At 64.9% G+C, this 25,627-nt stretch carries 23 protein-coding genes; 10 read left to right on the top strand and 13 right to left on the bottom strand.

Annotated features, from left to right (window positions below; genetic code table 11):
• Positions 1-74: 74 nt before the first annotated feature.
• Together P6U29_RS37410 and P6U29_RS37405 are read right to left on the bottom strand one after the other, a co-directional pair.
• Positions 75-1,442 carry a flippase gene (locus P6U29_RS37410; RefSeq protein ID WP_407115126.1) on the bottom strand — a complete coding sequence of 456 codons (1,368 nt, stop codon included), beginning with the start codon at positions 1,440-1,442 and terminating at the stop codon, positions 75-77.
• 308 nt (positions 1,443-1,750) lie between these two features.
• Positions 1,751-2,590, bottom strand: a complete 840-nt coding sequence (locus P6U29_RS37405; protein WP_407115125.1) for a protein-disulfide reductase DsbD domain-containing protein — start codon at positions 2,588-2,590, stop codon at positions 1,751-1,753.
• 142 nt (positions 2,591-2,732) lie between these two features.
• Between P6U29_RS37405 and P6U29_RS37400 the strand changes: the two genes are divergently transcribed.
• Positions 2,733-3,377: a YqgE/AlgH family protein gene (locus P6U29_RS37400; RefSeq protein ID WP_407115124.1), complete on the top strand. Its 645-nt coding sequence runs from the start codon at positions 2,733-2,735 to the stop codon at positions 3,375-3,377.
• An 88-nt stretch (positions 3,378-3,465) separates the two neighbouring features.
• Here the strand turns inward: P6U29_RS37400 and P6U29_RS37395 are convergent, their stop codons facing one another.
• Positions 3,466-4,353, bottom strand: coding sequence for a TauD/TfdA dioxygenase family protein (locus P6U29_RS37395; protein WP_407115123.1), 888 nt, complete (start codon positions 4,351-4,353; stop codon positions 3,466-3,468).
• 207 nt (positions 4,354-4,560) lie between these two features.
• A complete protein-coding gene (locus P6U29_RS37390; protein ID WP_407115122.1) occupies positions 4,561-5,340 on the bottom strand; it encodes an SDR family NAD(P)-dependent oxidoreductase in 780 nt (259 codons plus the stop codon).
• Positions 5,341-5,436: 96 nt separating this feature from the next.
• Here P6U29_RS37390 and P6U29_RS37385 point away from each other — a divergent pair, with 96 nt between their 5' ends.
• Both P6U29_RS37385 and P6U29_RS37380 read left to right on the top strand, forming a co-directional pair.
• On the top strand, positions 5,437-6,174 hold the full coding sequence (locus P6U29_RS37385) for an SDR family NAD(P)-dependent oxidoreductase (protein ID WP_407115121.1): 738 nt from the start codon (positions 5,437-5,439) through the stop codon (positions 6,172-6,174).
• 64 nt (positions 6,175-6,238) lie between these two features.
• Complete coding sequence (locus P6U29_RS37380; RefSeq protein ID WP_407115120.1) at positions 6,239-6,613, top strand: CsbD family protein; 375 nt, start codon at positions 6,239-6,241, stop codon at positions 6,611-6,613.
• Between the two features lie 161 nt (positions 6,614-6,774).
• On the opposite strand, the gene P6U29_RS37375 is transcribed toward P6U29_RS37380, so the two are convergent.
• Together P6U29_RS37375 and P6U29_RS37370 are read right to left on the bottom strand one after the other, a co-directional pair.
• On the bottom strand, positions 6,775-8,475 hold the full coding sequence (locus P6U29_RS37375; RefSeq protein ID WP_407115119.1) for an SGNH family hydrolase: 1,701 nt from the start codon (positions 8,473-8,475) through the stop codon (positions 6,775-6,777).
• Between the two features lie 170 nt (positions 8,476-8,645).
• A complete protein-coding gene (locus P6U29_RS37370) occupies positions 8,646-10,025 on the bottom strand; it encodes a lytic murein transglycosylase (RefSeq protein WP_407119540.1) in 1,380 nt (459 codons plus the stop codon).
• A gap of 202 nt (positions 10,026-10,227) precedes the next feature.
• Here P6U29_RS37370 and P6U29_RS37365 point away from each other — a divergent pair, with 202 nt between their 5' ends.
• Complete coding sequence (locus P6U29_RS37365; RefSeq protein ID WP_407115118.1) at positions 10,228-11,103, top strand: UTP--glucose-1-phosphate uridylyltransferase; 876 nt, start codon at positions 10,228-10,230, stop codon at positions 11,101-11,103.
• Between the two features lie 129 nt (positions 11,104-11,232).
• Here the strand turns inward: P6U29_RS37365 and P6U29_RS37360 are convergent, their stop codons facing one another.
• Complete coding sequence (locus tag P6U29_RS37360; protein WP_407115117.1) at positions 11,233-12,729, bottom strand: diguanylate cyclase; 1,497 nt, start codon at positions 12,727-12,729, stop codon at positions 11,233-11,235.
• Between the two features lie 142 nt (positions 12,730-12,871).
• On the opposite strand from P6U29_RS37360, the gene P6U29_RS37355 reads away from it, so the two are divergent.
• Positions 12,872-13,132, top strand: a complete 261-nt coding sequence (locus P6U29_RS37355) for a hypothetical protein (protein ID WP_407115116.1) — start codon at positions 12,872-12,874, stop codon at positions 13,130-13,132.
• A gap of 260 nt (positions 13,133-13,392) precedes the next feature.
• Here the strand turns inward: P6U29_RS37355 and P6U29_RS37350 are convergent, their stop codons facing one another.
• Positions 13,393-16,269 carry an EAL domain-containing protein gene (locus P6U29_RS37350; RefSeq protein WP_407115115.1) on the bottom strand — a complete coding sequence of 959 codons (2,877 nt, stop codon included), beginning with the start codon at positions 16,267-16,269 and terminating at the stop codon, positions 13,393-13,395.
• 153 nt (positions 16,270-16,422) lie between these two features.
• Complete coding sequence (locus P6U29_RS37345; RefSeq protein ID WP_407115114.1) at positions 16,423-17,421, bottom strand: NAD(P)H-quinone oxidoreductase; 999 nt, start codon at positions 17,419-17,421, stop codon at positions 16,423-16,425.
• Positions 17,422-17,534: 113 nt separating this feature from the next.
• Between P6U29_RS37345 and P6U29_RS37340 the strand changes: the two genes are divergently transcribed.
• Positions 17,535-17,726: a DUF1192 domain-containing protein gene (locus P6U29_RS37340; RefSeq protein WP_407115113.1), complete on the top strand. Its 192-nt coding sequence runs from the start codon at positions 17,535-17,537 to the stop codon at positions 17,724-17,726.
• Between the two features lie 493 nt (positions 17,727-18,219).
• Positions 18,220-18,729, top strand: a complete 510-nt coding sequence (locus P6U29_RS37335; RefSeq protein WP_122405704.1) for a DUF1465 family protein — start codon at positions 18,220-18,222, stop codon at positions 18,727-18,729.
• Positions 18,730-18,892: 163 nt separating this feature from the next.
• Here P6U29_RS37335 and rpmE read toward each other — a convergent pair whose 3' ends face one another.
• On the bottom strand, positions 18,893-19,120 hold the full coding sequence (gene rpmE / locus P6U29_RS37330) for a 50S ribosomal protein L31 (RefSeq protein ID WP_027573780.1): 228 nt from the start codon (positions 19,118-19,120) through the stop codon (positions 18,893-18,895).
• Positions 19,121-19,319: 199 nt separating this feature from the next.
• On the opposite strand from rpmE, the gene P6U29_RS37325 reads away from it, so the two are divergent.
• Positions 19,320-21,170, top strand: coding sequence for an ABC transporter ATP-binding protein/permease (locus P6U29_RS37325; RefSeq protein WP_407115112.1), 1,851 nt, complete (start codon positions 19,320-19,322; stop codon positions 21,168-21,170).
• A gap of 27 nt (positions 21,171-21,197) precedes the next feature.
• Here P6U29_RS37325 and P6U29_RS37320 read toward each other — a convergent pair whose 3' ends face one another.
• From P6U29_RS37320 to P6U29_RS37310, 3 genes are all read right to left on the bottom strand, one after another.
• A complete protein-coding gene (locus P6U29_RS37320; RefSeq protein WP_407115111.1) occupies positions 21,198-21,644 on the bottom strand; it encodes a GNAT family N-acetyltransferase in 447 nt (148 codons plus the stop codon).
• Complete coding sequence (locus tag P6U29_RS37315; RefSeq protein ID WP_407115110.1) at positions 21,644-22,672, bottom strand: peptidoglycan -binding protein; 1,029 nt, start codon at positions 22,670-22,672, stop codon at positions 21,644-21,646. The genes P6U29_RS37320 and P6U29_RS37315 overlap by 1 nt, the downstream gene beginning before the upstream one ends.
• A 169-nt stretch (positions 22,673-22,841) precedes the next feature.
• Entirely contained in the window at positions 22,842-23,858 is a 1,017-nt protein-coding gene (locus P6U29_RS37310; protein WP_407115109.1) for a flagellar motor protein MotA, read from the bottom strand.
• Between the two features lie 207 nt (positions 23,859-24,065).
• Between P6U29_RS37310 and P6U29_RS37305 the strand changes: the two genes are divergently transcribed.
• Entirely contained in the window at positions 24,066-24,194 is a 129-nt protein-coding gene (locus tag P6U29_RS37305; RefSeq protein WP_407115108.1) for a hypothetical protein, read from the top strand.
• Between the two features lie 238 nt (positions 24,195-24,432).
• A complete protein-coding gene (locus tag P6U29_RS37300) occupies positions 24,433-25,626 on the top strand; it encodes an efflux RND transporter periplasmic adaptor subunit (RefSeq protein ID WP_407115107.1) in 1,194 nt (397 codons plus the stop codon).
• Position 25,627: the final 1 nt, after the last annotated feature.

The raw sequence follows: 25,627 nt of genomic DNA, 5'->3' as shown, positions 1-25,627 counted from the left end.
GGCGGGTAGTCGTTTTGCCTCGTTCCCGGGCTTTTCACGCAATAGGCATTTCTCAAGCGGCAGGGCAGGCAGAGCTATTTTCCGAACGCCAGCACGTGCAGTCCCAGCCGCTGCCGCACGATCCAGAACAAGAGCACCGTCTCGAAGGTCAGCGAGATCGAGGTCGCGGCCGCCGCGCCGTGGCCGCCGAAGCGCGGTACCAGCGCAATGCAGAGCACGACGTTCATCACGAAGGCCAGCGCATAGGCCAGCGCGCAGATCTTCTGCTGGTCGAGCATGTTGAGCAGGCGCTCGACCGGGCCGATCGCGGCGCGCACTACGAGGCCGATCGCAGCGATGAACATGATGTCGTAGCCGACCGTGAATTGCGACCCGAACAGCCAGAGCAGCGGCTTGCCGAGCGCGAGCAGCACGATGGTCGCCGCCAGCGACGGCCAGAATGTCCAGTTGATCGCGTGCGCGACATAGGCTGATAGGCGCGCCTTGTCCCCGAGCGCATTGTATTCGGCAAATCGGTGTGCCGTCGTCGCCGACATCGCGTAATGCATGAACGAAACCAGCGCCAGCGTCTTCACCACGGCGAAATAGACGCCGACCTCGTCGGACGGGCGGAACTGCTGCAGCACCAGCACGTCGGTGTAGGACAAGAGCAGGTAGAAGCTTTCGACCAGCAGGATCGGCAATGAGACGGCGAGCCAGCCTCTGACGTCATAGGCCTTTGGTCCCGACTCGATGTGATCTGCGAGCTTGCGGTTCAATACCACCATCTGCCCGGTCATCGCGATCCACACCGCGCCCAGGCTCGCAACCATCGCCGCGACCGCGCCGAGATGATAGCCGAGCAGGAAGGCGAGCGCCGTGATGCCGATGATCAGCGCCTGGCGGATGATGAATTGCGGCATCAGGCCGAGCTGCATCCAGTCGTGCGAGCGCGCGATGCCGTCCTGGGTGTTGGCGACCACGAAAGCCGGCAACGTCATGCAGCCGATATAGAGCGGCAGCACCTCGGCCGGATCGATCCAGGGCGACAGCAGTTTGACGATGCCGGCAAGGCCGAGCGACACCAGGGTGGATACGGCAAAGGTCAGCCAGCGGCTGCCGGAGAGGAACCCGCGCAGCAGCGCATGCTCGCCGCTGGTGCGGTACTCCGGGATGATCTTTTGTGCGGACGCCGAGATGCCGAAATCCATCATGCTGCCGAGCAGCAGCACCCAAGTCCAGACATAGACATAGATGCCGTAGTCGGACGTGCCCATCCAGCGCGCCAGCAGCACCTGCGAGACATAGGCAAGCCCGGCGCTGATGACGCGGATGACGAAGATGGTGCCGGCGAGCCGCCGCGTCAGCGACGCCTCGCTCGATCCGCCCGCGAGCTTGCCGCGCAGCCGCGCGATCAGCCCGGCCGCTCCGGTCGTTGCGGGTGGTGCATCCGTCACGGCCAATTCTAAAATCCCCAAGCGCGTTCCGCACGCCGCTACAGGGTTGGGACTTAGCAACCATTCGTTAAGATTCGGTTGGGTGAGGCGCAATTTGCCCCATTCCGCTGTCGTCCCGGACAAGCGCGCCTCAAGCGCGCGCAGATCCGGGACCATAATCCTAGGGAGAGGTTGTTTGGGCGGCTGCCAACCACGAGTCTTCACCACATCCAATCCTGTGGCTGTGGGCCCCGGATCTGCGCTTACGCTCGGCCGGGACGACAGTGAATTGTGTCACGCCAGCAGGGCAACTCACTTGCCGTCCGGACGACCACTTACTCCAAATTCGTATTGAACTCGTACGCCTTCTCCGGTCCGACCAGCGTGAACTTCAGCGCCGCGCCATCCGCCTTGGCCCCTGGCGGCAGGCCGTCCAGTTCGAATGAAAACCGCATCACCCCAGGCGGGCTGGGCTGCACCGGCGCCGGAATCGGCAGCGCCCAGTCCGGCGTCGGGCCTTCCACGAACAGATTGACGTTGCGGCTGTCGGGCGCAACCACGTCGACCAGCACGTGCTTCGACCCGTCACGCTTGACGTCGCGGATGGTGAGCGGATTGGGGTCGCCGATATTGGCGGGCTTCGGCACGGTGTCGAGCGCGGCACGCAAGTTGGCATCCTCGGTCGAGGCGACGCTGTTGAAGCCGAGCTCGGCGTTGGCCTCGACCGGAATGCAGAGCTTCTCGCACACCGCGTAACTGATCTCGGCGCGCAGTGTCACCGGCTTGTCCGGTGCTTTGGCGACGATGCGCAAGGGCAGCACGATCTGGTCGCGATAGCCGATCGAATGGCCGCCCGCGCCGTCGTCGAATTTCAGCGGCGCCGGCCACATGATCGTCACCGCCTCGACATTGTCGGATTTCGAGAAGTCGAACCGCGGTGGAACGCCGGAATCGCCGGGGGTACGCCAGTAGGTCTTCCATCCCGGCTGGAGCTGGAACGCGATTCCGCCGAGCAGGACCGCGCCGCTGCGGGATCCCGCCAGCAGCCGTACCGCGGAATGTCCGTCTCGCTGCCACGGCGAAGCGTCATCGGCGCGGGCGGCGATGGCCAACGATGACGCGAGCAGGGTTGTCGCGACGCCAATCGCCGCACGCAGGGGAACTCTTGTGAGCATAGCACGTCTTTACAGGGTCGCCCCAGGCCAAACCATTGAATTGCTTGTGATGGATGCACTCGAATCGTGACGCCGCAAGCCTTGATTTGACAGCGGCTAGGTCCGACATCAGGATAGGAATTGAAACCGGAGTGCTTCACCGATGGCTCCCACTGGCAAGAGGACGGGCGAAGGCACCCGCAGCTCGGGCCCCGCGCTGCCCAATTCCGCCGGTTATCTCGACGGTCGGCTCCTGATCGCGATGCCCGTGATGGGCGATCCCCGCTTCGAGCGCTCGGTGATCTATCTCTGCGCCCATTCCGCCGAGGGAGCGATGGGCATCATCGTGAACCAGCCGGCCGGCAGCATCGACTTCCCCGAGCTGTTGGAGCAGCTCGGCATCATCAAGAAGGGCGAGCACATCAAGCTGCCGGAGAATGCCGAAAGCATGAAGGTGCTGCGCGGCGGGCCGGTCGATACCGGCCGCGGTTTCGTGCTGCATTCCAGCGACTTCTACATCGAGAACGCGACGCTGCGGATCGATGAAGGCGTCTGCCTCACTGCGACCGTCGACATCCTGCGCGCGATCGCCAACGGCTCCGGCCCCAAGCACGCCATCCTCGCGCTCGGCTATGCCGGCTGGGCGCCGGGCCAGCTCGAGACGGAGATCCAGAGCAACGGCTGGCTGCATTGCGATGCAGATGCGGATCTGATTTTCGGCGACGACGTCGATGACAAATATAACCGCGCTTTGCAGAAGATCGGCATCGATCCCGGCATGCTCTCCAACGAGGCCGGGCACGCGTAGCATTAGGTTCTCCGCTGTATTCGCCCCAATCACCGCTGTCGTCGCCCGGCCCGGCGATGACACCAGTTGTTGAGCAGCGATGCAGCGCCTACTCCGCCGCCTGTTGCTGCACCGTCGGCTCAGTGCCCGCAACTGTTGCCCTGCGCATGTCGCGGGGCTGGGACTGGTCGTAGCGGCGGACGCGGTGCATGGTCTGGCGGTTGTCCCACATCACGAGGTCATGCAGCTTCCATTTATGGACGTAGACGAACTCCGGCTGCGTCGCGTGCTCGTTGAGATCGCGCAGCAGGAGGCGTCCCTCCGGGACACTCATGCCGACGACCTTGCCGGCATGTGATGAGAGATACAGCGATTTGCGGCGATGCACGGGATGGGTCCGCACCAGCCGCTGCAGCACCGGCTTGAACATCTCCTTCTCCTCGTCGGTGTATTCGGTGAAGCCGAGCGATCCGCGCGAATACATCAGCGAGTGCTCGCAGACGAGGTCCTCGATCTCCGCCTTGGTCTCGTCGTCGAGCGCATCATAGGCCGCACGCATGTCGGCGAATTCAGTGTTGCCGCCTTTCGGGTTCACCACGCGTGCCGACAGCAGCGAGAATTTTGCCGGGATGGGGCGGAACGAGCTGTCGGAATGCCAGAGGCAATTGCCGAGATTGAACAGATGCGTGCGGCTGTCTTTCGCGAGCGGCTTGCCGTCCTTGCCGAGATTGGAGACGTCGTTCAGGCCGGATTGCAGCCGGTAGTCCTTCTCCTTGGTCACGGTGCCGCCGCGCGCGTCCTCGCGCTGGCCGAAATTCAGCGCAAAGGCCATCTGCTGCTCGTCGGTGATGTCCTGGTTATGGAAAACCAGCACCGCATATTTGTCCATGGCCGCCTCGACCTCGCGCGCCTCATCCGGTGTGAGAGGCTTTCGCAGGTCGAGGCCGGAAACCTCGCCGACAAAATGCTTCTGAAGCTGCCGGATAGCGATCGTCATGGCGTTTTCTCCCGCGGGTCGCGAGCGGTTGGTCCCGCTCTGTTGGCGAAAAAGCTACTCCCGTGTTAGTCCTTGTCAACGCTCGGCGCGCATAGCTGCCCGTAGCAGGCACGAAGTAGCCTGGGTGAGCGCAGCGATACCCGGGAGTGGGGCAGGCAAAGTCCCGGATGTCGCTTCGCTCATCCGGGCTACGCCTCTTGATCACACTCACGCATTCCGCGCCATCAGCCCGCCGTCGACCGGGATCACCGCACCGGTGAGGAACGATGCTGCCGGCAGGCACAGGCTCAGCGTCATATGCGCGACCTCTTCGGGATCGCCGTAACGGCCGAGCGCCGTGCGGCGCTTGGCGTAGATGGTCTTGTGCTCCTCGGAAATGCGGTCGGTGATCCCTGTGCGGATCGGACCCGGGCAGATGCAGTTGACGGTGATGCCCTCGCGGCCGAGCTCCACCGCCAGCGAGCGGGTGAGGCTCACGACGCCGCCCTTCGCTGCCGAGTAGGGGCTGTGCAATGCGGTGGCGCCGAGCGCCTCGGTCGAGGCGATGTTGACGATGCGCGGGCTCTTCGACTTGCGCAAGTAGGGCAGCGCCGCGCGGATGATGCGCGGATGCGCCGTCAACATCACGGCGATGCCCTTCGCCCAGGCCTCCTCATAGTCCTCATCATCGATCGCGACACGCACGGAGATGCCGGCATTGTTGACGACGATGTCGAGCCCGCCGAAATGCGCCGCGATATCGCCGACCACGCGCTTGATCTCGCCGCCGTCGGCGACGTCGAGCCTACACGCCCTTGCAGCGCCACCGCTCGCCGCAATTTCCTCGGCGACCGCATGCGCGCCTTGCTCGTCGAAATCCGTGACGGCAACGTTCGCACCCTCGCTGGCGAACACGCGCGCGGTCGCGCGCCCCATGCCGCTGGCCGCGCCGGTCACGAGAACGGTGAGGCCCTTCACGGACCGGCTGAGCTCCCTGGAGTCGGACATGCTGCTTTCCTCGTGCTGGGCTTGTTCTTGTTATGATTGACAAGGCTGGCATCGATCCGCAGACAGGTCAAACAAGCAAGACAAAGGGAGGCCGCAATGGCGAACGAGCTCGATTTCTCAGGCAAGCAGGTGCTGGTGGTCGGCGGTTCCAGCGGCATCGGCAACGGCATCGCGCAGGCTTTTCGTACCAAGGGCGCAGCTGTTGCCGTTTGCGGCACGCGCGCTCGCGCAACGGAATATTCAGCTGAAGAAGGCTCCGATCTCGCCGGCCTCGCCTATGCCCAGCTCGACGTCAGCAATCCCGCTGCGATCGAAGCGTTCAAGCCGTCGTTCGACAGGCTCGACATCCTCGTGCTCGCGCAGGGCGCGGTGCTCTATCGCCGCGGCGAGTTCGAGATGGCCGGCTTTCGCAAGGTGGTCGAGGTCAACCTGATGAGCCTGATGGCCTGCGCCACGCGCTTTCATTCCATGTTGCGGGATTCCAAGGGTTCGCTGATCATCGTGTCCTCGACCGCGGCCTATCATTCCACCATGGGCAATCCCGCCTACAATGCATCGAAGACGGGTGCAGTCGGACTGACGCGCACGCTGGGCGAGGCCTGGGCCGAGGACGGCATCCGCGTCAACGGCATCGCGCCCGGCCTCGTCGACACCAAGATGACGAAGGTGACGACCGACAATCCGAAGCGCCTCGAAGGCGCGCTCGCGCGCATCCCGCTGCGGCGATTGGGCACGCCGGCCGACACGGCAGGCGCGGCGCTGTTCCTGGCCTCGCCGCTGTCGTCCTACATCATCGGCCAGACACTGGTCGTCGATGGTGGGCTTATTCTGTAGGCAATCGCAAGGAACCGCGCTGCTTCTGATCGGTTACTTCGGCTGATCACCGAGGAGGATTACCATGGACGCGGATCGGATCATTGGATCAGCCAAGGAAATGGCTGGTGGCGTGGAAGGCACCGTCGGCGAGATGACGGAAGACGCAAAGACGCAGGCCTCAGGCAAGGCGCGAGAAGCCGCGGGCACGGTGCAGAATTTGTACGGTCAGGCCAAGGATGCCGTGCGTGATGCCACCGACACCGCCGCGAGCTATGCCAAGGATGCCTACGAGAACAGTGGCGAGACCTTCCGCGACGGCTCGAAAGCCATCGCGCAGAAGGTGCAGGACAACCCGCTTGGCGCGCTGCTGGTCGCCGGCGGCATCGGTTTCGCGCTGGCGCTTCTGATGTCGCGCCCCGCGCGCCGTCCGCCGCCGCGCTGGCGCTATTACGGCTGAGCGACAAACACTCATCGTGCCCCGGACGGAGCGCAGCACGCAGTGATGCGCTGCCGAGCCGGGGCCCATTTTTGTGAATACCGCCCAAGCTGGGTCCCGGCTCTGCGCAGCAACGAAGGAGCGTTGCGGCGCGTCCGGACACGAGACCGCAGTTCAGAAGATTACCGGAACATCTCCGCCGATCGCCCGACGTTGCCCGGCGGGCGCGGGATCCCTGGATTTGAGTTCGGATTGCGCGGCCCCGGGGCCGGCGTCAATTGACGCGGCGGCGGAGGCTGCGGAGAGCCGAAGCCGAAGAAATCCCGGAATGACGGCGTTGCCTGCGCCGGCTGCTGCGGCGGGACCTGCGGCTTCTTCGGCGCGAGCTTCGGCGGCGCGATCGCCGCGGCCGCCCCTGATGCATTGGGAGAGGCGGCGTTGCCGTCGGGCGTCGTTGCGGCCACCGGCGTATCGCCCTTGGCCTGCTCGCGGCCGACTTCCCGGCGCGGCCAGACATAATCGTCGGCGCGGCCGGCCGGAGCGGCCAGCGGCTCACCCTTCACCATGGTCTTCGCAGCGAGCGCATCGACGGCAGCGGGACGCGTGCCTGGCCCGCCCAGCAATTGATCGGTCGAAATCGAGGCTGCAACCAGCGGCACGATCGGCCCGGCCAGCGGCCGCGGTGCAGGCTTGCCCGGCTCGGCGCTGGTATCGGGGGTCGCAGGCTCGCTCGGCAGCGCGATCGGACCGGAACGTCCCGCAAGCAGGCGCGTGATCTCGCGCTCGACATAGTGCGCGAGCTTGCGCGCGCCGGCCTTGGTGAAATAGACGCCGTCAGAGCTGCGGAGCTGGCGGATCTGGCCTTCGAAGTCTGGGCCCTTCTGCAGGAAGCGGCCGGCTTCATCGACGAAGCCGTCCCACACGTCGACATAGGTTATGCCGGCCTTGGCTGCGCCCTCACGGTACAGCGAATCCAGGAACAGCGTGTCCGCGGTGCCCTTCGGGCCGCGAACTGCGGGGAGCCCGACCCAGAGCACCGGCACGCCCTTGGCCTTGAGGACGCCCGCGAGCTCCTCGATCTTCTTGCCGTAGAGCTCGACCCAGCGCTCGTCGCGGAATTCGTAGAGGCCGTTGGGATTGCGCGCCGTCTTTTCCGGCGCGGCCGCCGGCGTGTCGGCATTGTCGGCGTCGTCCTGCGGCAGGTCGGCATCTGCGGGCTTGTCGTCAGGCTTGGCGGCGGTGTCCGGCTTGGCGTCGCTGGGCTTGGCCGGTTGCTTGGCGCGCGCGCCCTTGTCGTTCTTCTTGTCCTTGTCTGAAGCCTTGTCCGACTTGTCGGCGGCAGGCTCGCGGATCGCGATGCGGTCGTTGAGGCCAAGCATGACGACGATCACGTCGGGCTTTTCAGTCTCGAGAATGCCCTTGGCCGCCGCCGCCCAGTCCGCGGGCTCACCCTTCGGCTGATACTTGATGAGACCGGACGTGGTCTTGTGCTTGCGGATCACGCCCATGTCGGGCTGCTCGGCGTAGGCGTCTTCGAGGCCATAGGCGAGCCAGTCAGCCATGGCGTCGCCGATCACCAGCACGTTCTTCTCAGGAATCGTGTCGCGCTTGGCTGGTGCCGGTGCGCGCGAAAAATCCTGGCGTGGTGCCTGCTGCGGCGGCTGTTGGAACGGCGCGAAGAAATCGCCGCCGAACCAGCCACCACCTCCGCCGCCACGTGGTGGCGGTGGGGCCGAACGCTGCGGCGGGCCGCCAAAGCCGGGGAAGTTGAAGAACTGCGCCGAGGCAGGTGCTGCGACCGAGACCAGGATCGCAAGCGCCGTCCCCAGCGCGATCAACGGGCCGGTCTCGGTCAGCGCCTTGAACAGGGACTTCTTCGACATGCGATCTCGGGCACGCGCAATGGGGCTGGAAGTAGCTCGATATAATAACGGAATCCGGCGCCAAACGGGCAAATTCCATCGCAGATTCTTGTGCCCATACACCGGGGAACGGCCGGCGCCGTCAAGGCTGCCGGCCAAAATCCCCGTTCAGGGTTACTTTCGGCGCGATTTTACCGCCCGCGCAGCCGGTCCAGCACGTCGGACGACGCAAATCCGTCGGCGGGCACGCCGATCGAGGCCTGGAAGTTGCGCAGGGCTTCCCGTGTCCGGCCGCCGAACTGACCGTCCGGGGTGCCCTTGTAGAAGCCGCGCTGCACCAAGAGCTGCTGCAGTTCCAGCCGCTCGGTGCGGGACAGCTCGCGCTCCTGGCGCGGCCAGGGCTGCACGAAGGGCGGCCCGCCGCGCAGGCGATCGGCGAAATGGCCGATCGCCAGCGCATAGGCTTCGGCCGGATTGTACTTCATGATGACGCGGTAATTCTGCAGCATCAGGAAGCCTGGTCCCTGCGCGCCGGCCGGTGCCAGCAGATAGGCTTTCTCCGCCGAGTGCGGGAAGGGCTGGTTGTTCGCCCGCCTGAGCCCGAGCTTCTCCCATTGCGCGATCGGCATCGCCTTGGCGCGGTCGGCCAGCATGTAGTTGAATCCTTCGGGCACCACGACCTCGAAGCCCCAGGTCTGGCCGGGCTGCCAACCGTCCTTCTTCAGATTGTTGGCGGTCGACGCGATCAGGTCGGTGGGATTGTCGACGACGTCGCGCCGCCCATCTCCATCGCCGTCGACGGCAAAACGCTTGAACGCGGTCGGCATGAACTGGGTCGGACCGAAGGCGCCCGCCCAGGAGCCCCGCATCTGCTCCGGGCGCAGATCGCCGCGGTTGAGGATCTCCAGCGCGGAGAGGAATTCATCCTTGAAATAGGCCTGGCGGCGGCCGATGCAGGCGAGCGTCGCGGTCGATTGCAGCACGCTGCGGTCGCCCATCTGCGTCGAGTAGTTGGACTCGATGCCCCAGATCGAGGCGATGATGTAGCGGTCGACGCCGGTGGCCTTTTCGGTGGCGTCGAACTGCGCCTTGTATTTGGCGAGGACCTCGCGGCCTTTGGCGAGGCGGTTGTCGTTCACTAAGATATCGAGATAGTCCCAGATCGATTTGGTGAACTCCGGCTGCGAATCCATGAGATCCATGATGCGCAGGTCAGGAGAGAGCCCGGCGGTGAAGCGCTGAAAATTCTCCTGGGTGACGCCGCGTCGTGCGGCATCAGGCCACATCGCGGCGACGCAATTGTTGAAGTTGCCGGCAGCCTCGCGGATCGCGGCAGCCGTCATCAGCGGATGGCCGGAGGCGCCGTCCTCGCCGCTCCAAGGTTGAGCCCCTGTTTGCGCGCCAGGGCCGGGCGCAGGTTGCGCCGGCCCGGGGTTGGATCCGGAGAAGAGGCCGCCGAACAAATTGGATAGGCCATTCTGCGCTTGGGCGTGCGCGCCAGCCGGCAGCAGCAAAGCGGCCGCAATGACCGCTCCGCCCGCCCGTTTTGCCAGCCCTGCCATCGTTTGCATCATGTCCCACCCGTCGGCCTGAAAATCCGCCACAGGAGGCCTGGTTAGCGTTGCCAATAGCTTAACAAAGGTGAAATTTTGGTGACGGCCTTTTTCTTAACTCTGTCGGGGCGAGGCCCCACATCCGCCTTTGTTGGCGGCTGCAAACAGGCTAGCAAGATGCCATTGCTCCGTTCACGTCCTCAGGTATTCGATCGATCACATGAAAATTCGCAAAGCTGTATTCCCAGTCGCCGGCCTCGGCACCCGCGTCCTGCCTGCCACCAAGGCGATGCCGAAGGAAATGCTGACCATCGTCGACAAGCCGCTGATCCAGTACGTCTATGACGAAGCGAAGGAGGCCGGCATCGAGCACTTCATCTTCGTCACCGGCCGCAACAAGAGCGTCATCGAGGATCATTTCGACCGGATGTTCGAGCTCGACGAGACGCTGGCTGCGCGCGGCAAGAAGGCCGAGCAGGAGATCCTGGCGCAGAACCAGCCCGACGCCGGCGCCGTCAGCTTCACCCGCCAGCAAGCGCCGCTCGGCCTCGGTCACGCGGTCTGGTGCGCGCGCGACATCGTCGGCGACGAGCCGTTCGCGGTCGTGCTGCCGGACGAGCTTGTGCTCAACACGCCCGGCTGCCTGAAGCAGATGATCGAGATGGCATCCTCGCTCGGCGAGAAATCCAATCTGATCGCGGTCGAGGCCGTGCCCGACCATCTCACCCACCAATACGGCATCTGCGGCGTCGGCAAGCGCAATGGCAAGATGTTCGAGGTCGACGGCATGGTCGAGAAGCCGGCCAAGGGCACCGCACCCTCCAACCTCTCGATCACCGGCCGCTACATCCTGCAGCCGGAGATCTTCAATATCCTGGAGACCCAGGAGCGCGGCGCCGGCGGCGAGATCCAGCTCACCGACGCCATGATCGGACTTGCCAAGACACAGAAATTCTACGGCGTCGAGTTCGAGGGCGAGCGCCATGATTGCGGCTCCAAGCCCGGCTTCCTGCGCGCCAACATCGCCTACGGCATGAAGCGCCCGGAATTGCGCGACGGGCTGATCGCCGAGATGAAGAAGTATCTGGGGACCTGACCTCACCTTTGACGTCATTCCGGGGCGATGCGTAGCATCGAACTATGGTGCGCGCTTGCGCACCAGAGAATCTCGAGATTCCGGGTTCGGCTCTTCGAGCCGCCCCGGAATGCCATCCAGACGAATGCCTCACGCCACCAGCGACAGCTGCGGCAAGCTGGCAACCACTGACTGGTTGCGCCCGCCCGCTTTCGCGGCATAGAGCGCCTTGTCGGCGGCGGCGACCAGGATCGACCAGTCCATGCCGGCGGCGGGCACGAGGCTGGCGATGCCGCAGGAGACAGTTGTGCTCGCCTGCTCGTCGGACCAGCCCTGCACCTTGAGGCGGATCGTTTCGGCCACCTTGAAGGCATCGACAGCCGAGGTGTTCGGCAGCAGCACCGCGAATTCCTCGCCGCCATAACGCGCGGCGCAGTCGCCGGCGCGGCTCACCGAATCGGAAATGCATATCGCGATGCCCACCAGCACCTGGTCGCCGGCCTGGTGGCCGAACGTGTCGTTGTAGGCCTTGAAATGATCGGCATCGATCATCAACAGCGCCATCGGCGCCTTCTGGCGCATGGCGCGCCGCCATTCGGCGTCGATGACGGAATCGAACTTGCGGCGGTTCTTCAGGCCGGTGAGCGCGTCCGTCGTCGCCATCTCCTCGAGCTTACGCTCGGCCTCGGCGCGCCGGCCGATCTCGCGCGCGAGCACGAGCGTCGATCCCAGCACGAACAGCGCGAGCGCCAACACGACGGCGCCGATGCGGAACGCCTCCTTCTCCCAGAGCGCGAACACTGCGGCCAGGGGTTTGCCCGCCACCACGAATAGCGGTCCGCTGTTGCTGCTGCGGACATAGAGCCGCGGCGTCGGATCGACCGGGCCGCGTCCCGAATAGGAGGTGCCGACCGGGAGATTGTCGGCCTTCCAGTTCTGGCGGTCGTTCAGGTTCGTGCCGATGATGTCGAGATCGAACGGTCGCCGCATCATGATGGTGCGGTCGCGCTTGAGCACGGTGATGGTGTCGTCGGGGTCGAGGTTCAGACGCTCGAACAATTCGTGGAAATAGCTGAAGCGGATCGAGCCTGCGACGACGCCCATGAAGCCGCCATCGGTATCGCTGATGCGCCGGCTCAGCACGATGGAATAGGCGCCGCGAAACAGCATCGGGCGGCTGACGAAGAGGTCGGCCTCGGGGTTGTCGCGATGAAACTTGAAATAGTCCTCCTCGCTGCGGTTCTCGGGGAGGGGATCGAGCGTGGAGGCGTCAATGGTCAGCCGGCCCTCGGCATCGAACACCTGGATGGCGCCGAAATGCTTGGCGGTGGTCGCATGGTCGAACAGGATCAGGTGACGGATCGGCTTGGAGACCGTTGCGAGCTCGGGCAGCAGCATGTTGGCGGCGACCGCCTTCAGCGACAGGTCGTAGATCTCGATGTTGCGGCTGATGTCGGACTCGATGGTGGTTGCGAGGTTCTCCAGCGTCTGGCGGGCGAGCGCCTCCTCGCCGCGGCGCATGTCCAGCATCACGTTGACGCAAATGGCGGAGAAGCCGATCACCGTCACCACGGACGAGATGATCAGCAGCTTCGCTGAAATCCGCCACGCCCGGCGGGCCGTGACGTCGCGCCATCCAGACAACATCATTCGCTCCTGGCACTAGTGGATGCGCCCGAAAGCTTGAGCAGTGTTTAAGGCAGGACGGCGCTGCCGCAATGAGTTAAGAATCGGTGTATGCGACTGACGGTTTTGGGCAGCCGCATGTGAGCGGGACGAGAGGACGATTGTGAACGACTACCACGCGTTGCGCGATTATCTGATGCGGCAGAAGCAGGATGAGTTCGTGCTGAGCTTCGAGCAGATCGAGGAGATCATCGGCGCGGCGCTGCCGCGCGCGGCGCATCGTGCCTCCTGGTGGGATAGCCTACGCAGCCCCGACATCCAGATGCCGCAACGCGAAGCCTGCCTCGCCGCCGGCTTCGTGGCGACGCGCATGCCGGACGGCCAGAGCGTGCGGTTCAGGAAGCAAAAGTTGCAGAGGCGATGAAGGAGGGGCGGATACTCCTGCGCTGGCTGAGAGGCGTTGTTGGCGTCGCCCTGATCTGTTTGGGGGTGCTATTCGCCCTTGCCTTCGAGGCCCGCTATTGGCGTTGGCGGGATTGCTTCAATGAGCTCGGCCGCTGCTATGATCCGGTCTCGCAGGACGTGTATCTCGATCAGCCGGATTGGTCTGGGGCGGTCTTGCGGCGATCTCGTTGCTGTCGGGTCTTTGTTTGGTCGCGGGTCTGCGACGCAACCCGGGCTAAACTAGCTCGCTGCTTCCAGCCGCGCTTCGGTCAGCAGCCGCATCGCGGCGTCCGCGTCCATCGGCTCGCCGAAGGCAAAGCCTTGCGCGTACTCACAGCCCATCTGGTAGAGCTCGACAGCGTCGGAATCGGTCTCGGCACCCTCGGCCACCACGTCCATGCCGAGGTCATGCGCGAGCGCGATGATCGACTTCAGAATCACCGGCCGCGTGCCGCGGCTGGTGGTGCGCACAAAGGACTGGTCGATCTTGATGGTGTCGAACGGGAAGCGCTGGAGATAGGCCAGCGAGGAATGGCCGGTGCCGAAATCGTCGAGCGAGAGCCCGGTGCCGAGCTCGCGGATCCGCGTCAGCATCTGCGCCGCGTGCTCCGGATTCTCCATCACCAGCGACTCCGTCAGCTCGAGCTTGAGCGTGCCGCGCGCGACCGACGAGCGCGACAGCACAGTGCGGATGTCGTGGATCAGATCGTGGCGCAGTAGCTGCCGCGAGGAGACGTTGACGGAAGCGAAGATCGGCTCGCGCGAGCGCATTGCGCGCTGCCACACCGAGAGCTGCTTGGCGGTCTGGTCGAGCACGAACATGCCGAGGTCGACGATCAGCCCGGTCTCTTCCGCGATGGTGATGAACTCCGACGGCGCCATGCGGCCGAGCTTCGGGTGGTCCCAGCGCGCCAAGGCCTCGAAGCCGGCGATCGAGCGATCCTCCAGCCGCACGATCGGCTGGTACAGGATAGTGATCTCCTGCCGCTCGATGGCACGGCGCAATTCGCTCTCCAGCGTCAGGCGATCGGTCTTCCGCGCACGCATCGCCGGCTTGTAGACGTCGATCCGATCGCCGCCGATGCGCTTGGAATGATACATCGCAAGCTCGGCGTCCTTGATGATCTCGTCCGTCAGCTGAACTTGCGGATCCGAGAGCGCAAGGCCGATCGACGCCGTGAGGAAGATCTCGCGATCGTTGAAGGCGATCGGCGCGCGGATGGTCTTGCGGATGGTCTCGGCGAAATTGGTGATCCGTGCCGGATCCTGCTCCGACAGCAGGATCAGGCCGAACTGGTCGCCGGCGAGCCGCGCCAGCGTGTCCTGCGGCTTCAGGATGCGGGTGAGGCGGCGGGCGAGCGTCAGCAGGATGGAATCGCCGACCGCAATCCCGACGGAGTCGTTGACCTGCTTGAAGCGGTCGAGGTCGATCACCATCAGCGTCGGCCGCAGCGTCGGCACGGTCTTGGCGAAGTTTGCGACCGCGCCGAGCCGGTCCATGAACAGTTTTCGGTTGGGCAGGCCGGTGAGGTTGTCATGCACGGAATCGTGCAGCAGGCGTTCCTCGGCGTTGCGCAGCTCGGTGACGTCGGTGAGGGTGCCGACCACGCGCGAGACTTCACCATCGGAGCCGACGACAGGGCGGGCCTTCAGCGCGAACCACATGAAATGGCCGTCCGGCGTGCGCAGGCGGAAATCCTGCACCAGGCGGCCGCGGCGCTGGTCGAGCACGCTGTCGAGCGCAGCGCGGAAACGGTCCTGGTCGAGCGGATGCAGCACTTCGAGCCACGAGGCTGCGGGCCCTTCCAGCGTGCCGCGCTTGAGGCCGAGCAGGGCTTCGGTCTCGGGGCTCGTAAAAACCTTGTCGGCGGAGACGTCCCAGTCCCAAATCAGATCGCCGGAGCCGGCCAGCGCCAGCGCGCGGCGCTCGATGTCGGAGACGACGCCGGTAGTGGCGCCGCCACCGGCAAAGGCGTGCTGCATCACCGTGAAGCCGATCAGCATCACGATCAGCACGAGGCCGCCGAGCAGGGCAGGGCCGACGATGTCGTTGGTGACGGAACCGGCGACCGTCATGCCGGCCGCGACCACCCAGACCACCAGGAGGAACCAGGTCGGGATCAAGAGCACGGCGCGGTCGAAGCCGTGGGTGGAGAGATAGACGATCAGCGCGAAGCCGGCGAAGGCGATCAGCACCAGCGAAATGCGCGCAATGCCCGAAGCCACCGCTGGATCGAACAGGGCGAGTGCCACCAGCGAACCGAGGAACGCGAGCCAGCCGACCGTGATGTGCGAATAGCGCACATGCCATCGACTGAGGTTCAGATAGGCAAACAGGAACACCAGCAGCGTGGCCGCCAGGATCGCCTCACCCGCCGCGCGCCAGATGCGCTCGGCGTTGTTCGACATGTCGAGCACCTTGCCCCAGAAGCCGAAATCGACGCCGATATAGACCAGCACCGCCCAGGCCAGCGCCGCCGCCGCCGGGAACATGATGCTGCCCTTCACCACGAACAAAATGGTGAGGACGAGCGCGAGAAGACCGGAGATGCCGATCACGATGCCCTGGTACAGCGTGAAGGAGTTGACCTTGTCCTTGTAGGCTTCCGGCTCCCAAAGATAGAGCTGCGGCAGCTTGTCGGTGCGCAGCTCCGCAACGAAGGTGACGACGGCGCCGGGGTCGAGCGTGATGCGGAACACGTCCGCGGTTGCGCTTTCCTGCCGTTCCGGCCGGTCGCCGATCGAGGGCGTGATCGTTGCGATCCGCGACAGGCCAAGGTCGGGCCACAGCAGCCCTGAGGAGACGATCCGGTAGTGCGGGGCGACGATCAGGCGGTCGAGCTGGTCGTCGGTGTTGTTGGCGAGCGCGAACACCACCCAGTTCTGGCCACCTTCGCGGGCGCGCACCTCGATGCGGCGGACGATGCCGTCGGTGCCGGGCGCGGTGGAGACCTGGATGCGGTCGGCATCGCTACGCTGATGCTCGAGCACGCCGGTGAGGTCGATCGCGGGCGCGTCGCTACGGACGCTGACGGCGTCGAGCGCGCGCGCGGGATACGCGGCGACAAGAATCATGAGGCCCAGCGCGATGGGCGCGAGGCACCTGATCAGACGCAAGGTCAGTTCTCCGCGTTCGACGCAAACTCTTCAGTGCAAGGCAAATCTAAAAGGCGGTTTCAGACCGGACCGAAGTGGTTCGGTGCGTCGCGATAGATGCCACGAAAGCGAGGAAAATCAAAGGGTTTCCGGCTTACCCTGTGGGCCGGCGGCCTAGGCCTCCAACACAATTTTGCCAATATGTGCGCTCGTCTCCATGCGCCGGTGGGCGTCCGCCGCCTTTTCCAGCGGGAAAGCGCTGTCCATCACCGGCTTGATGCGGCCTTCGCGCAAAAGCGGCATCACTTTTTCCTCGATCGCGGTCACCATTGCGGCCTTGTCCGCATTACTACGGGGGCGCAGCGTCGAGCCGGTATGGGTCAGGCGTTTGACCATCACCTTGGCGATGTTGACGCTGACCTTGGGGCCGTTGAGGGTCGCGATCTGGACGATGCGGCCGTCGACCGCGGCGGCATCATAGTTGCGATCGACATAATCGCCGGCGACCATGTCGAGGATCAGGCTGACGCCGGCCTTGTTGGTCTCTTCCTTGACCACAGCGACGAAGTCTTCCGTCTTGTAGTTGATGGCGCGGTCGGCACCCAGCTTGAGGCACGCGTCGATCTTGTCCTGCGATCCCACGGTGACGAACACCTTTGCGCCAAATGCTTTCGCGAGCTGGATCGCCATGGTGCCGATGCCGGAGGAGCCGCCATGGATCAGCAGCGTCTCGCCGGCTTTCAGCCCGCCGCGCTCGAACACGTTGTGCCAGACCGTCATCAGGGTTTCCGGCAGCGCACCGGCTTCCTTGATCGACAATGCCGGCGGCACGCTCATGGCCTGGGCGTCCTGGGCGATGCAGTATTGCGCATAGCCGCCGCCGGCGACCAGCGACATCACCTTGTCGCCGATCTTGTGCCGTTTGGCGTTGCTGCCGACCGCGACGACTTCACCGGCAATCTCGAGCCCCGGCAGGTCGCTGGCGCCGGGCGGAGGCGGATAGGCGCCGGAGCGCTGCGCCACGTCGGGCCGGTTCACGCCCGCAGCTTCGACCTTGACCAGGATCTCGTCAGGACCGGGCTGCGGCAGGCTGCGTTGTTCCGGGACCAGCACCTCCGGTCCGCCGGGCTTGGAGATGGCGATCACGGTCATTTGCGCGGGCAGCTTGTCCATGATGTGTCCTTGAGCAAAGGTGCGGGAGGAAACGAGGCCATTGCTTAGCCAGCGCGGCCCAAGCTGGCAACCGCCTCGGCCGTGTGACAGGCGCGAACGCAGGAGGAACGAGCATGCCGATCGAAGACGATGACCGCCCGCGCAAGAAGGTCACCCATGAAATCGGACAGGACCTCTCACTCTTGTCAGTGGAGGAACTGACCGAGCGCGTAGCCCTGCTCAAAACCGAGATCGCAAGGCTGGAAGAAGCCGCCACCAAGAAGCGCGCCTCGCGCGATGCGGCAAACAATTTCTTCAAGAAGTAGTCGCGGGCCTCCCTTGTCGTGTCCTGGACGCGGTGCAGCGTGCAATGCTGCTCCGCAGAGCCGGGACCCAGAAAGCAACACGGTGCGCGGTGACATGACGGGCCCCGGCTCAGCAGTGCACCGCCAAGAGGCGCTGCGCTGCGTCCGGGGCACGAGACGCTCGGCCACTGGCCGACATGGCTAACGAACTCTCAAAAAATTAGCTCGTTTACTTCAGATTAAGCTTTCGGGTTTATGACCGGAACTGTCCTTGTTTGGACACCGAGTGGCTCCTGTCCACTCTGTTTGACGCCTCCCTGTTATCAACTTTCAAAGCCGCCGGTCTCCGGCGGCTCTTTTTTTCGTCTATTCCCGGTTGAATTCCGAGGAATGACCCGCGGAAACCATATCCGCGCTTGTCACTGGACTCCGCGCTTCCAGCGCGCAATGATTTGTTCATCATAAGCCGGTGCCAAAGCCGGACAGTCAAACAGTTGCGTAAGAGGCGTTAACCATGGAACGTTTGCAGGCCGAGGGCGCTCTCGTTCAACTCAGCGAGCGGTTCACCAATTCTGCGGCGTTCGGCAACCTGTTCCGTGAGGGCATGGACCTCGTCGAGGAAACCGCCGCCTATCTCGACGGCGCCGGCCGCGTCGAGGCCAAGGCGCTCGATCGCGCCGTCAGCCTCACCTATGCGACCGAGAGCATGCGTCTCACCACGCGCCTGATGCAGCTTGCTTCCTGGCTGCTGCTGCATCGCGCGGTGAAGGAAGGCGAGATGACGCTGGTGCAGGCCAACCGCGAGAAGACCAAGGTCAAGCTCACCGCCGCCGATCCCGGCCCCGCCGACACCATCGAGAAGCTGCCCGCACAGCTCCAGGACCTGATCCATCGCTCGATGAGCCTGCAGTCCCGCGTGCGCCGCCTCGACACCACCATCCACACCCCGCCGGCGGAACACTCCGCGATCGGCAACCCGCTGGTGCCGCACCTCAACGCGCTGAAGGCCGCGTTCGAGCGGTAAGGGTCTATCTGCCGTCATTGCGAGCGAAGCGAAGCAATCCAGAAATCCTCCGCAGAGGCAGTCTGGAAGCTTCGTCGCAAGCGCTCCTCCCAATGACGGTAGCCCCACAACAAAAACGCCCCTGGTCTCCCAGGGGCGTTTTCGTCTCAGCCTTGCGGCCGGATCAATCCTTTTTGAGGAAGCCGGAAAACTTCTTCTGGAAGCGCGAGACGCGGCCGCCGCGATCCATGATCTGCGCGGAACCGCCGGTCCAGGCCGGGTGCGACTTCGGGTCGATGTCGAGGTTCAGCGTGTCGCCTTCCTTGCCCCAGGTCGAGCGGGTCAGGTACTCGGTTCCGTCAGTCATGACGACCTTAATCGTATGATAATTCGGATGAATTTCGGCTTTCATGGCAAATTCCTCGGCGCCCGGCGCCTTTTCTAGTGGCTAGCGAATGACGGATTTGCGCGGCTCTATACCTCACGAAACCCATCAAAACAAGCCATGCCGGGCGGCCGGACCGGGTTTGCCCTTTAAAGGACTTCCCGGATTTGCCACTACCCCCCACACCGGCCTATTGGGAGCAAACCAAGGCAATAGGTCGGATATCATGAGTGCGGTGGAACGGCTTGATGACCACGACGTCGAACGGTCTGCAATGAACTCCGCGGACATCCCGTCGATCGGGGCCGGGCTGATCGAGGAGCCCGCCAAGGGCCGCGCCAAGCTGCGGCCGCTGCTTGCGCTCGCGCCCTATGTGAGCCGCTATCGCGGCCGGGCGGCGCTGGCCTTCGTCGCGCTCACGATCGCCGCAATGACGACGCTGCTGGTGCCGGTCGCGGTGCGCAGGATGATCGATTTCGGCCTGACGCCTGAGGGCATCGAGCTGATCAACAGCTACTTCTCGGTGATGCTTGCGGTCGTCGGCGTGCTCGCGCTCGCGAGCGCCGCCCGCTACTACCTCGTGATGACGATCGGCGAGCGCATCGTCGCCGATTTGCGCCGCGACGTCTTCGCCCATCTGCTGTCGCTCTCCCCCGCCTTCTTTGATTCCGCGCGCAGCGGTGAATTGATCTCGCGGCTCACCGCCGACACCACTCAAATCAAGTCCGCCGTGGGCGCCTCCGTGTCGATCGCGCTGCGCAACCTGATGATGTTCCTCGGTGCGGCCACGATGATGGTGATCACCAGCCCGAAGTTGTCGGGCTTCGTGCTGCTGGCCATTCCCCTGATCGTGCTGCCGCTGGTCGCGTTCGGGCGCTGGGTGCGGCGGCTGTCGCGCAATGCGCAGGACACGCTCGCCGATGCCTCCGCCTATGCGGGCGAGCTGGTCGGCGCGATCCGCACCGTGCAGGCCTATACCAGCGAGCGGTTTGCCGAGACGCGATTCGGCGGCGAGGTCGAACAGGCCTATGAAGCCGCGCGTACCTCGACCCAGGCCCGCGCCGTGCTCACGGCCATCATCATCTTCATCGTGTTCGCAAGCGTGGTCGCCATCCTCTGGATCGGCTCGCATGACGTGCTGACCGGCGCCATCACGCCGGGCCGGCTCGGTCAGTTCGTGCTGTATGCCGTGTTCGCCGCGGCGGGGCTCGGCCAGCTTAGCGAGGTCTGGGGCGAGGTCTCGGCGGCATCAGGCGCGGCCGAGCGCCTGTTCGAGATCCTGCATGTAAAGCCCGAGATCACCGCGCCCGCGGCGCCGCTCGCGCTGTCGGTGACGGCGCGCGGCGAGGTCGGATTCGATCAGGTCAGCTTCGCCTATCCGGCGCGGTCCGACGTTAAAGTGCTCGATGCGGTGTCGTTCACCGTGCGGCCCGGCGAGAAGGTCGCGATCGTCGGTCCTTCCGGCGCCGGCAAGAGCACGATCTTTCATCTGCTGCTGCGCTTCTACGATCCGCGCCGCGGGACGATCGCGCTCGACGGCGTGCCGGTCAAATCCGCCGACCCCCGTGATTTCCGCGCCCGTATCGCGCTGGTGCCGCAGGAATCGGTGGTGTTCGCGGCGAGTGCCCGCGAGAACATCCGCTTCGGCCGGCCCGATGCGACCGATGCCGAGGTCGAGCGCGCCGCTGAGCTGGCGCATGCCGCCGAGTTCATCCGCCGCCTGCCCGAAGGTTTCGAGACGGCGCTCGGCGAGCGCGGCGTGACGCTGTCAGGCGGCCAGCGCCAGCGCATCGCGATCGCGCGCGCCATCCTGCGCGATGCGCCGCTCTTGCTGCTGGATGAAGCCACCTCCGCGCTCGACGCCGAAAGCGAGACGCTGGTGCAGACCGCGCTGGAAGAATTGATGCGCCACCGCACCACGCTGGTGATCGCGCATCGCCTCGCAACCGTGCTCTCCTGCGACCGCATCCTAGTGATGGATCAGGGCCGGATCGTCGAGCAGGGCACGCATGCCGAGCTCGTGGCGGCCAACGGGCTCTATGCGCGGCTGGCGCGATTGCAGTTCGAGGGGGCGTGAGCCCAACCGTTTCACCACAGCAAGCCCCTAAGGCTTCCATTCCATCTTCAGCACCGGCCGCCCGGAGGTCGGGTTCACATCGTCTCCCGCATGGGCAAAGCCGTTGCGTTCGTAGAAGCGGATGGCGCGGGCGTTGTCCTTGTTGACGAGCAGCGTGACGCCTGACGGCGACAGCCGCTTGGCCTCATCCACCAGCAGCCTTGCTGCGTCCGAACCCCAACGCGCGGGATCGACCACGAGCTGATCGAGATAGCTTTCGCCATCGATGGTGACGAAACCGATCAGCGCGCCGTCCTGTTCCGCCACCACGATCGAGGCCTTCGGCACCAGATCCCTGCGCCAGCGCTCACGCCACCACTCAAGCCGTGCCGCGAAGTCGATCTGCGGATAAGCCTGCTGCCAGGTGCGATGCCAGAGATCGATCGCGGCGGCTTCGTCCTTAGTGCGGTAGGGGCGGAGGTGGAGTGCGCTCACTACCGCTCCGTCAGCTTCAGCTCGATGCGGCGGTTGCGCTTGTAGGCCTCCTCGGTGTTGCCGGTATCGAGCGGCTGGAATTCGCCGAAGCCGGCCGCGACGAGGCGCTGGGCGGGCACGCCGAGCGAGATCAGGTACTGCACCACCGAGATCGAGCGGGCCGCGGACAGGTCCCAGTTCGACTTGAAGTTCGGGCCATTGACCGGACGCACATCGGTATGGCCGTCGACGCGCAGCACCCAGGGGATCTCGCTCGGGATCTTCTTGTCGAGGTCGATCAGCGCGGTCGCCAAGGTGTCGAGCTCGGCGCGGCCCTCGGGCAGCAGCGTCGCCTGGCCGGTGTCGAAGAACACTTCGGACTGGAACACGAAGCGGTCGCCGACGATACGGATGTCCGGGCGGTTGCCGAGAATGGCGCGCAGACGGCCGAAGAATTCCGAGCGGTAGCGCGACAATTCCTGCACGCGCTGCGCCAATGCAACGTTCAAGCGAGAGCCCAGATCGGCAATGCGGCTTTGCGATTCCTTGTCGCGCTTCTCGCTGGCATCGAGCGCCTCTTCCAGCGCGGCCAATTGCCGCCGCAGCGCGCTGATCTGCTGGTTCAGCACCTCGATCTGCGCCAGCGCCCGCGCCGAGACCGCCTTCTCCGACTCCAGCGCCTTGCCGAGCTCGGCGGTCTTGCCCTGCGCGTCGCTGCCGGCGGCGGCTAAGCCCTCATAGAGACCCTTGATGCGGTCGCGCTCGGACTCGGCCGAGGCGAGGCCCGCTTTCAATTGCGAGACCTGGTCGTCGAGCGAGAGCTTGCCGAGCTTCTCCAGCGACAACAGCTCGTTGAGCTGGGCGATCTTGGCGTTGAGCTGCTCCAGCGCCTTGTCCTTGCCGGTGACCTCCTGCGACAGGAAGAACTGCACCACCAGAAACACCGACAGCAGGAACACGATCGACAGCACCAGCGTCGACAGTGCGTCGACGAAGCCGGGCCAGTAGTTGAATGCGCCATCGCTGCGGCGGCCGCGCGCTAGAGCCATTTACGTCTCCGTTTCTCTCGTGTCCCGGACGCGCTGCAGCGCCTTGGCGATGCGCCGCTGAGCCGGGACCCAGCGTTAGTAGAAGATTCTGGACCCCGGCTCGGCAGCGCATTCACTGCGAGCTGCGCTGAGTCCAGGGGCACGCTCTCTCCATTCTCTCCATTGCTGTTCAACTCTTCTCGGGCTGACGCGCGATCCGCTCCAGCAGGCGCCGGATCTCGCGGTTCTGCTCGCCCTGGCCGTCGGCCCATTCGCGGATCATCTGTTGCTCGGTGCGCATGTGCGAGACCAGCGCCTGGATCGCTTCGGCAAGGCTCGCCATAGCCGCCGTGCTGCCGCGGCTGGCGCTGCCTTCCTCGAGCACGGAGCGCAGCCGCTCGACGGCGGCCTGGAGTTCGCCGGTGGCCACGCCACCGCCGCCGGCCGCGGCCGCCACTTCGTCCTTGCCATATTCACGCACGGTGGTGGCGAGCCAGTCTTCCAGGTCGGTGTAGAAGCGGTTCTGCGCCTGGCTCGATTGCAAATCGAGGAAGCCGAGGATCAGCGAGCCGGCAAGGCCGAACAGCGAGCTGGAGAATGAAATGCCCATGCCGCCGAGCGGGGCGGCGAGGCCCTCCTTGAGGGTATCGAACAGAGAGCCGGCATCGCCGCCGACCTTGAGCCCGTCGATCACCTTGCCCACCGAGCCGACCGTCTCGATCAGGCCCCAGAAGGTGCCGAGCAGGCCGAGGAAGACCAAGAGGCCGGTCATGTAGCGCGAGATGTCGCGGGCTTCGTCCAGCCGGGTCGCGATCGAATCGAGCAGGTGCCGCATGGTGGTCTGGGTGATGGTCATCCGCCCAAAGCGCTCGCCGCCCAGGATCGCCGCCATCGGCGCCAGCAGCTTGGGGTGGCGGGCCGGGGCCAGGCCAGGATCGGCGATACGGAAATTGTTGACCCAGGAGACTTCGGGGTAGAGCCGGATGACCTGGCGGAAGGCCAGCACGATGCCGATGAACAGCACGGCCCCGATCAGGGCATTGAGCCCGGGATTGGCGAAAAAGGCCTGGATGATCTGCTTGTAGAGCACCACGCCCACCAGCGTGCACAGCACCAGGAAGACCAGCATCCGTACCAGGAAGACGCTGGGCGAGGACAATTTGGTGTACTCGATATCCATAGTGGAGCGGGAAATGCCAGACCGCATGCCGGTATCATCCGTTACGAAGCTTGATTGCGGGGCGCACTATGGCACAGCGCCAGCCCAAAAAAAGCGCCGGTTGTGCCGATTCCGGGGACAGCTCGGGGAACCCGGGCTCGGAGCGCATGAGAGCGTTTCCGCGCTCCGGCTCTCATCGTTCGACCCGGCCAACCGCGACGACTGGATCGCGCAGCACGTCTTCACGGGCGGCTGATGCCGAGCCATCACCTCGTCAGGCAGTTCGACGATATCTTCGCGATCGAGAACGAATGGTGCTGGAGCGGTACCGCCAAGGTCTATGGCGAGGAGACCTCGAATGGGGTGTCAGCCACTATCGCATGAAGGCCGGTGATTGCGATTTTCCGTCGCAGCACGCAGCGATGGAACTCGACTCACAATTAGGTGAATCCACAAAAGCCATCTGAACTCAACAGGATAGGCCGTGTGACAATGAGCCGCCCGCAACATGCGTTGCGTCGCAGCAGTGCCACTCTATTTTGACGGCGTTAGCCGCGTGTAACGACCCAGAACGGGCCCGCGCGGTGTGATCAGGTTCAACAACACCGGGGCACCCCACTTCATGTCAGGACTTCGTGCGCGATCGGCATGCGTTGCAATGATGCTCGCGGCCCTTGCGCCGCTGCTGGGCGCTTGCGACGAATCCAGCTCCGCCGTGTCCGCTGCCCAGCCGCCCGCGGCTGACGTCAGCATCGTCGTCGTCAAGCCGCAAGCCCGCGCCGTGGTGCGTGAGCTGCCGGGCCGCATCGCGCCGACGCGGGTCTCCGACGTGCGGCCGCGCGTGTCCGGCATCGTGGTCGAGCGTCTGTTCCGCCAGGGCAGCGAGGTGAAGGCGGGCGATCCGCTTTACCGCATCGATCCGCGCCCGTTCGAGGTCGAGGTGATGGCCAACGAGGCCGCGCTTGCAAAGGCCGAAGCCGCCGCGATGCAGGCGCACCAGCAGGCACGCCGCATTGCCGCGCTCACTAAGGATCGTGCCGCGCCGGAGGCCGAGAACGAGAAGGCCATCGCCGCCGAACGCCAGGCTCAGGCCGAGGTCGAGGGACGCAAGGCCGAGCTTGCGCGCGCAAAGCTCAATCTCGACTACGCTACCGTGCGCGCGCCTATCGACGGCGTTGTCGGTGCGGCGCTGGTCAGCGAGGGCGCGCTCGCCGTGCAGAACGAGACCAATCTCGCCACCATCCAGCAGCTCGATCCGATCTATGCCGACTTCACCCAGTCGGTGACCGAGCTCAACCAACTCCGCCGCGCCTTCGAGACCGGCGACCTCGAGCGCATTGCGGCGGATGCCGCCAAGGTGCGCCTGGTGCTTGACGACAACACCATCTATTCGCTCGACGGTAAGCTGCTGTTCTCCGACGCCAAGGTCGATGCCCACACCGGGCAGGTGACGTTGCGTGGCGAGTTCCCCAATCCCAAGCGCGAGCTGCTGCCCGGCATGTATGTCCGGGTCCGCATCGACCAGGGTCTCGATTCCGACGCGATCGCGGTGCCGCAGCAGGCGATCCAGCGCAATGGCGGCGGCGGCAGCGAGGTGTTCGTGGTCAAGGACGACAACCACATCGCGGTGCAGCCGGTGCGCACCGGCTCGGTGCAGGACGGACTCTGGTTCATCACCGAAGGCCTGAAGGCCGGTGACAAGGTCGTGGTCGAAGGCTTCCAGAAGTTCGCGGCCGGCGACAAGGTCAAGCCGCAATCCTGGTCGGAAGCGGACGCAACCGCGGACAACCGGCACGCCCAGCAGCTCACGCGGTAAC

This window comes from Bradyrhizobium sp. LMG 9283 (genome assembly GCF_045571415.1).
Taxonomy (GTDB): domain Bacteria; phylum Pseudomonadota; class Alphaproteobacteria; order Rhizobiales; family Xanthobacteraceae; genus Bradyrhizobium.
The sequence above is the reverse complement of the archived record's forward strand: the minus strand, read 5'-3'. Positions and strand labels throughout refer to the sequence as shown.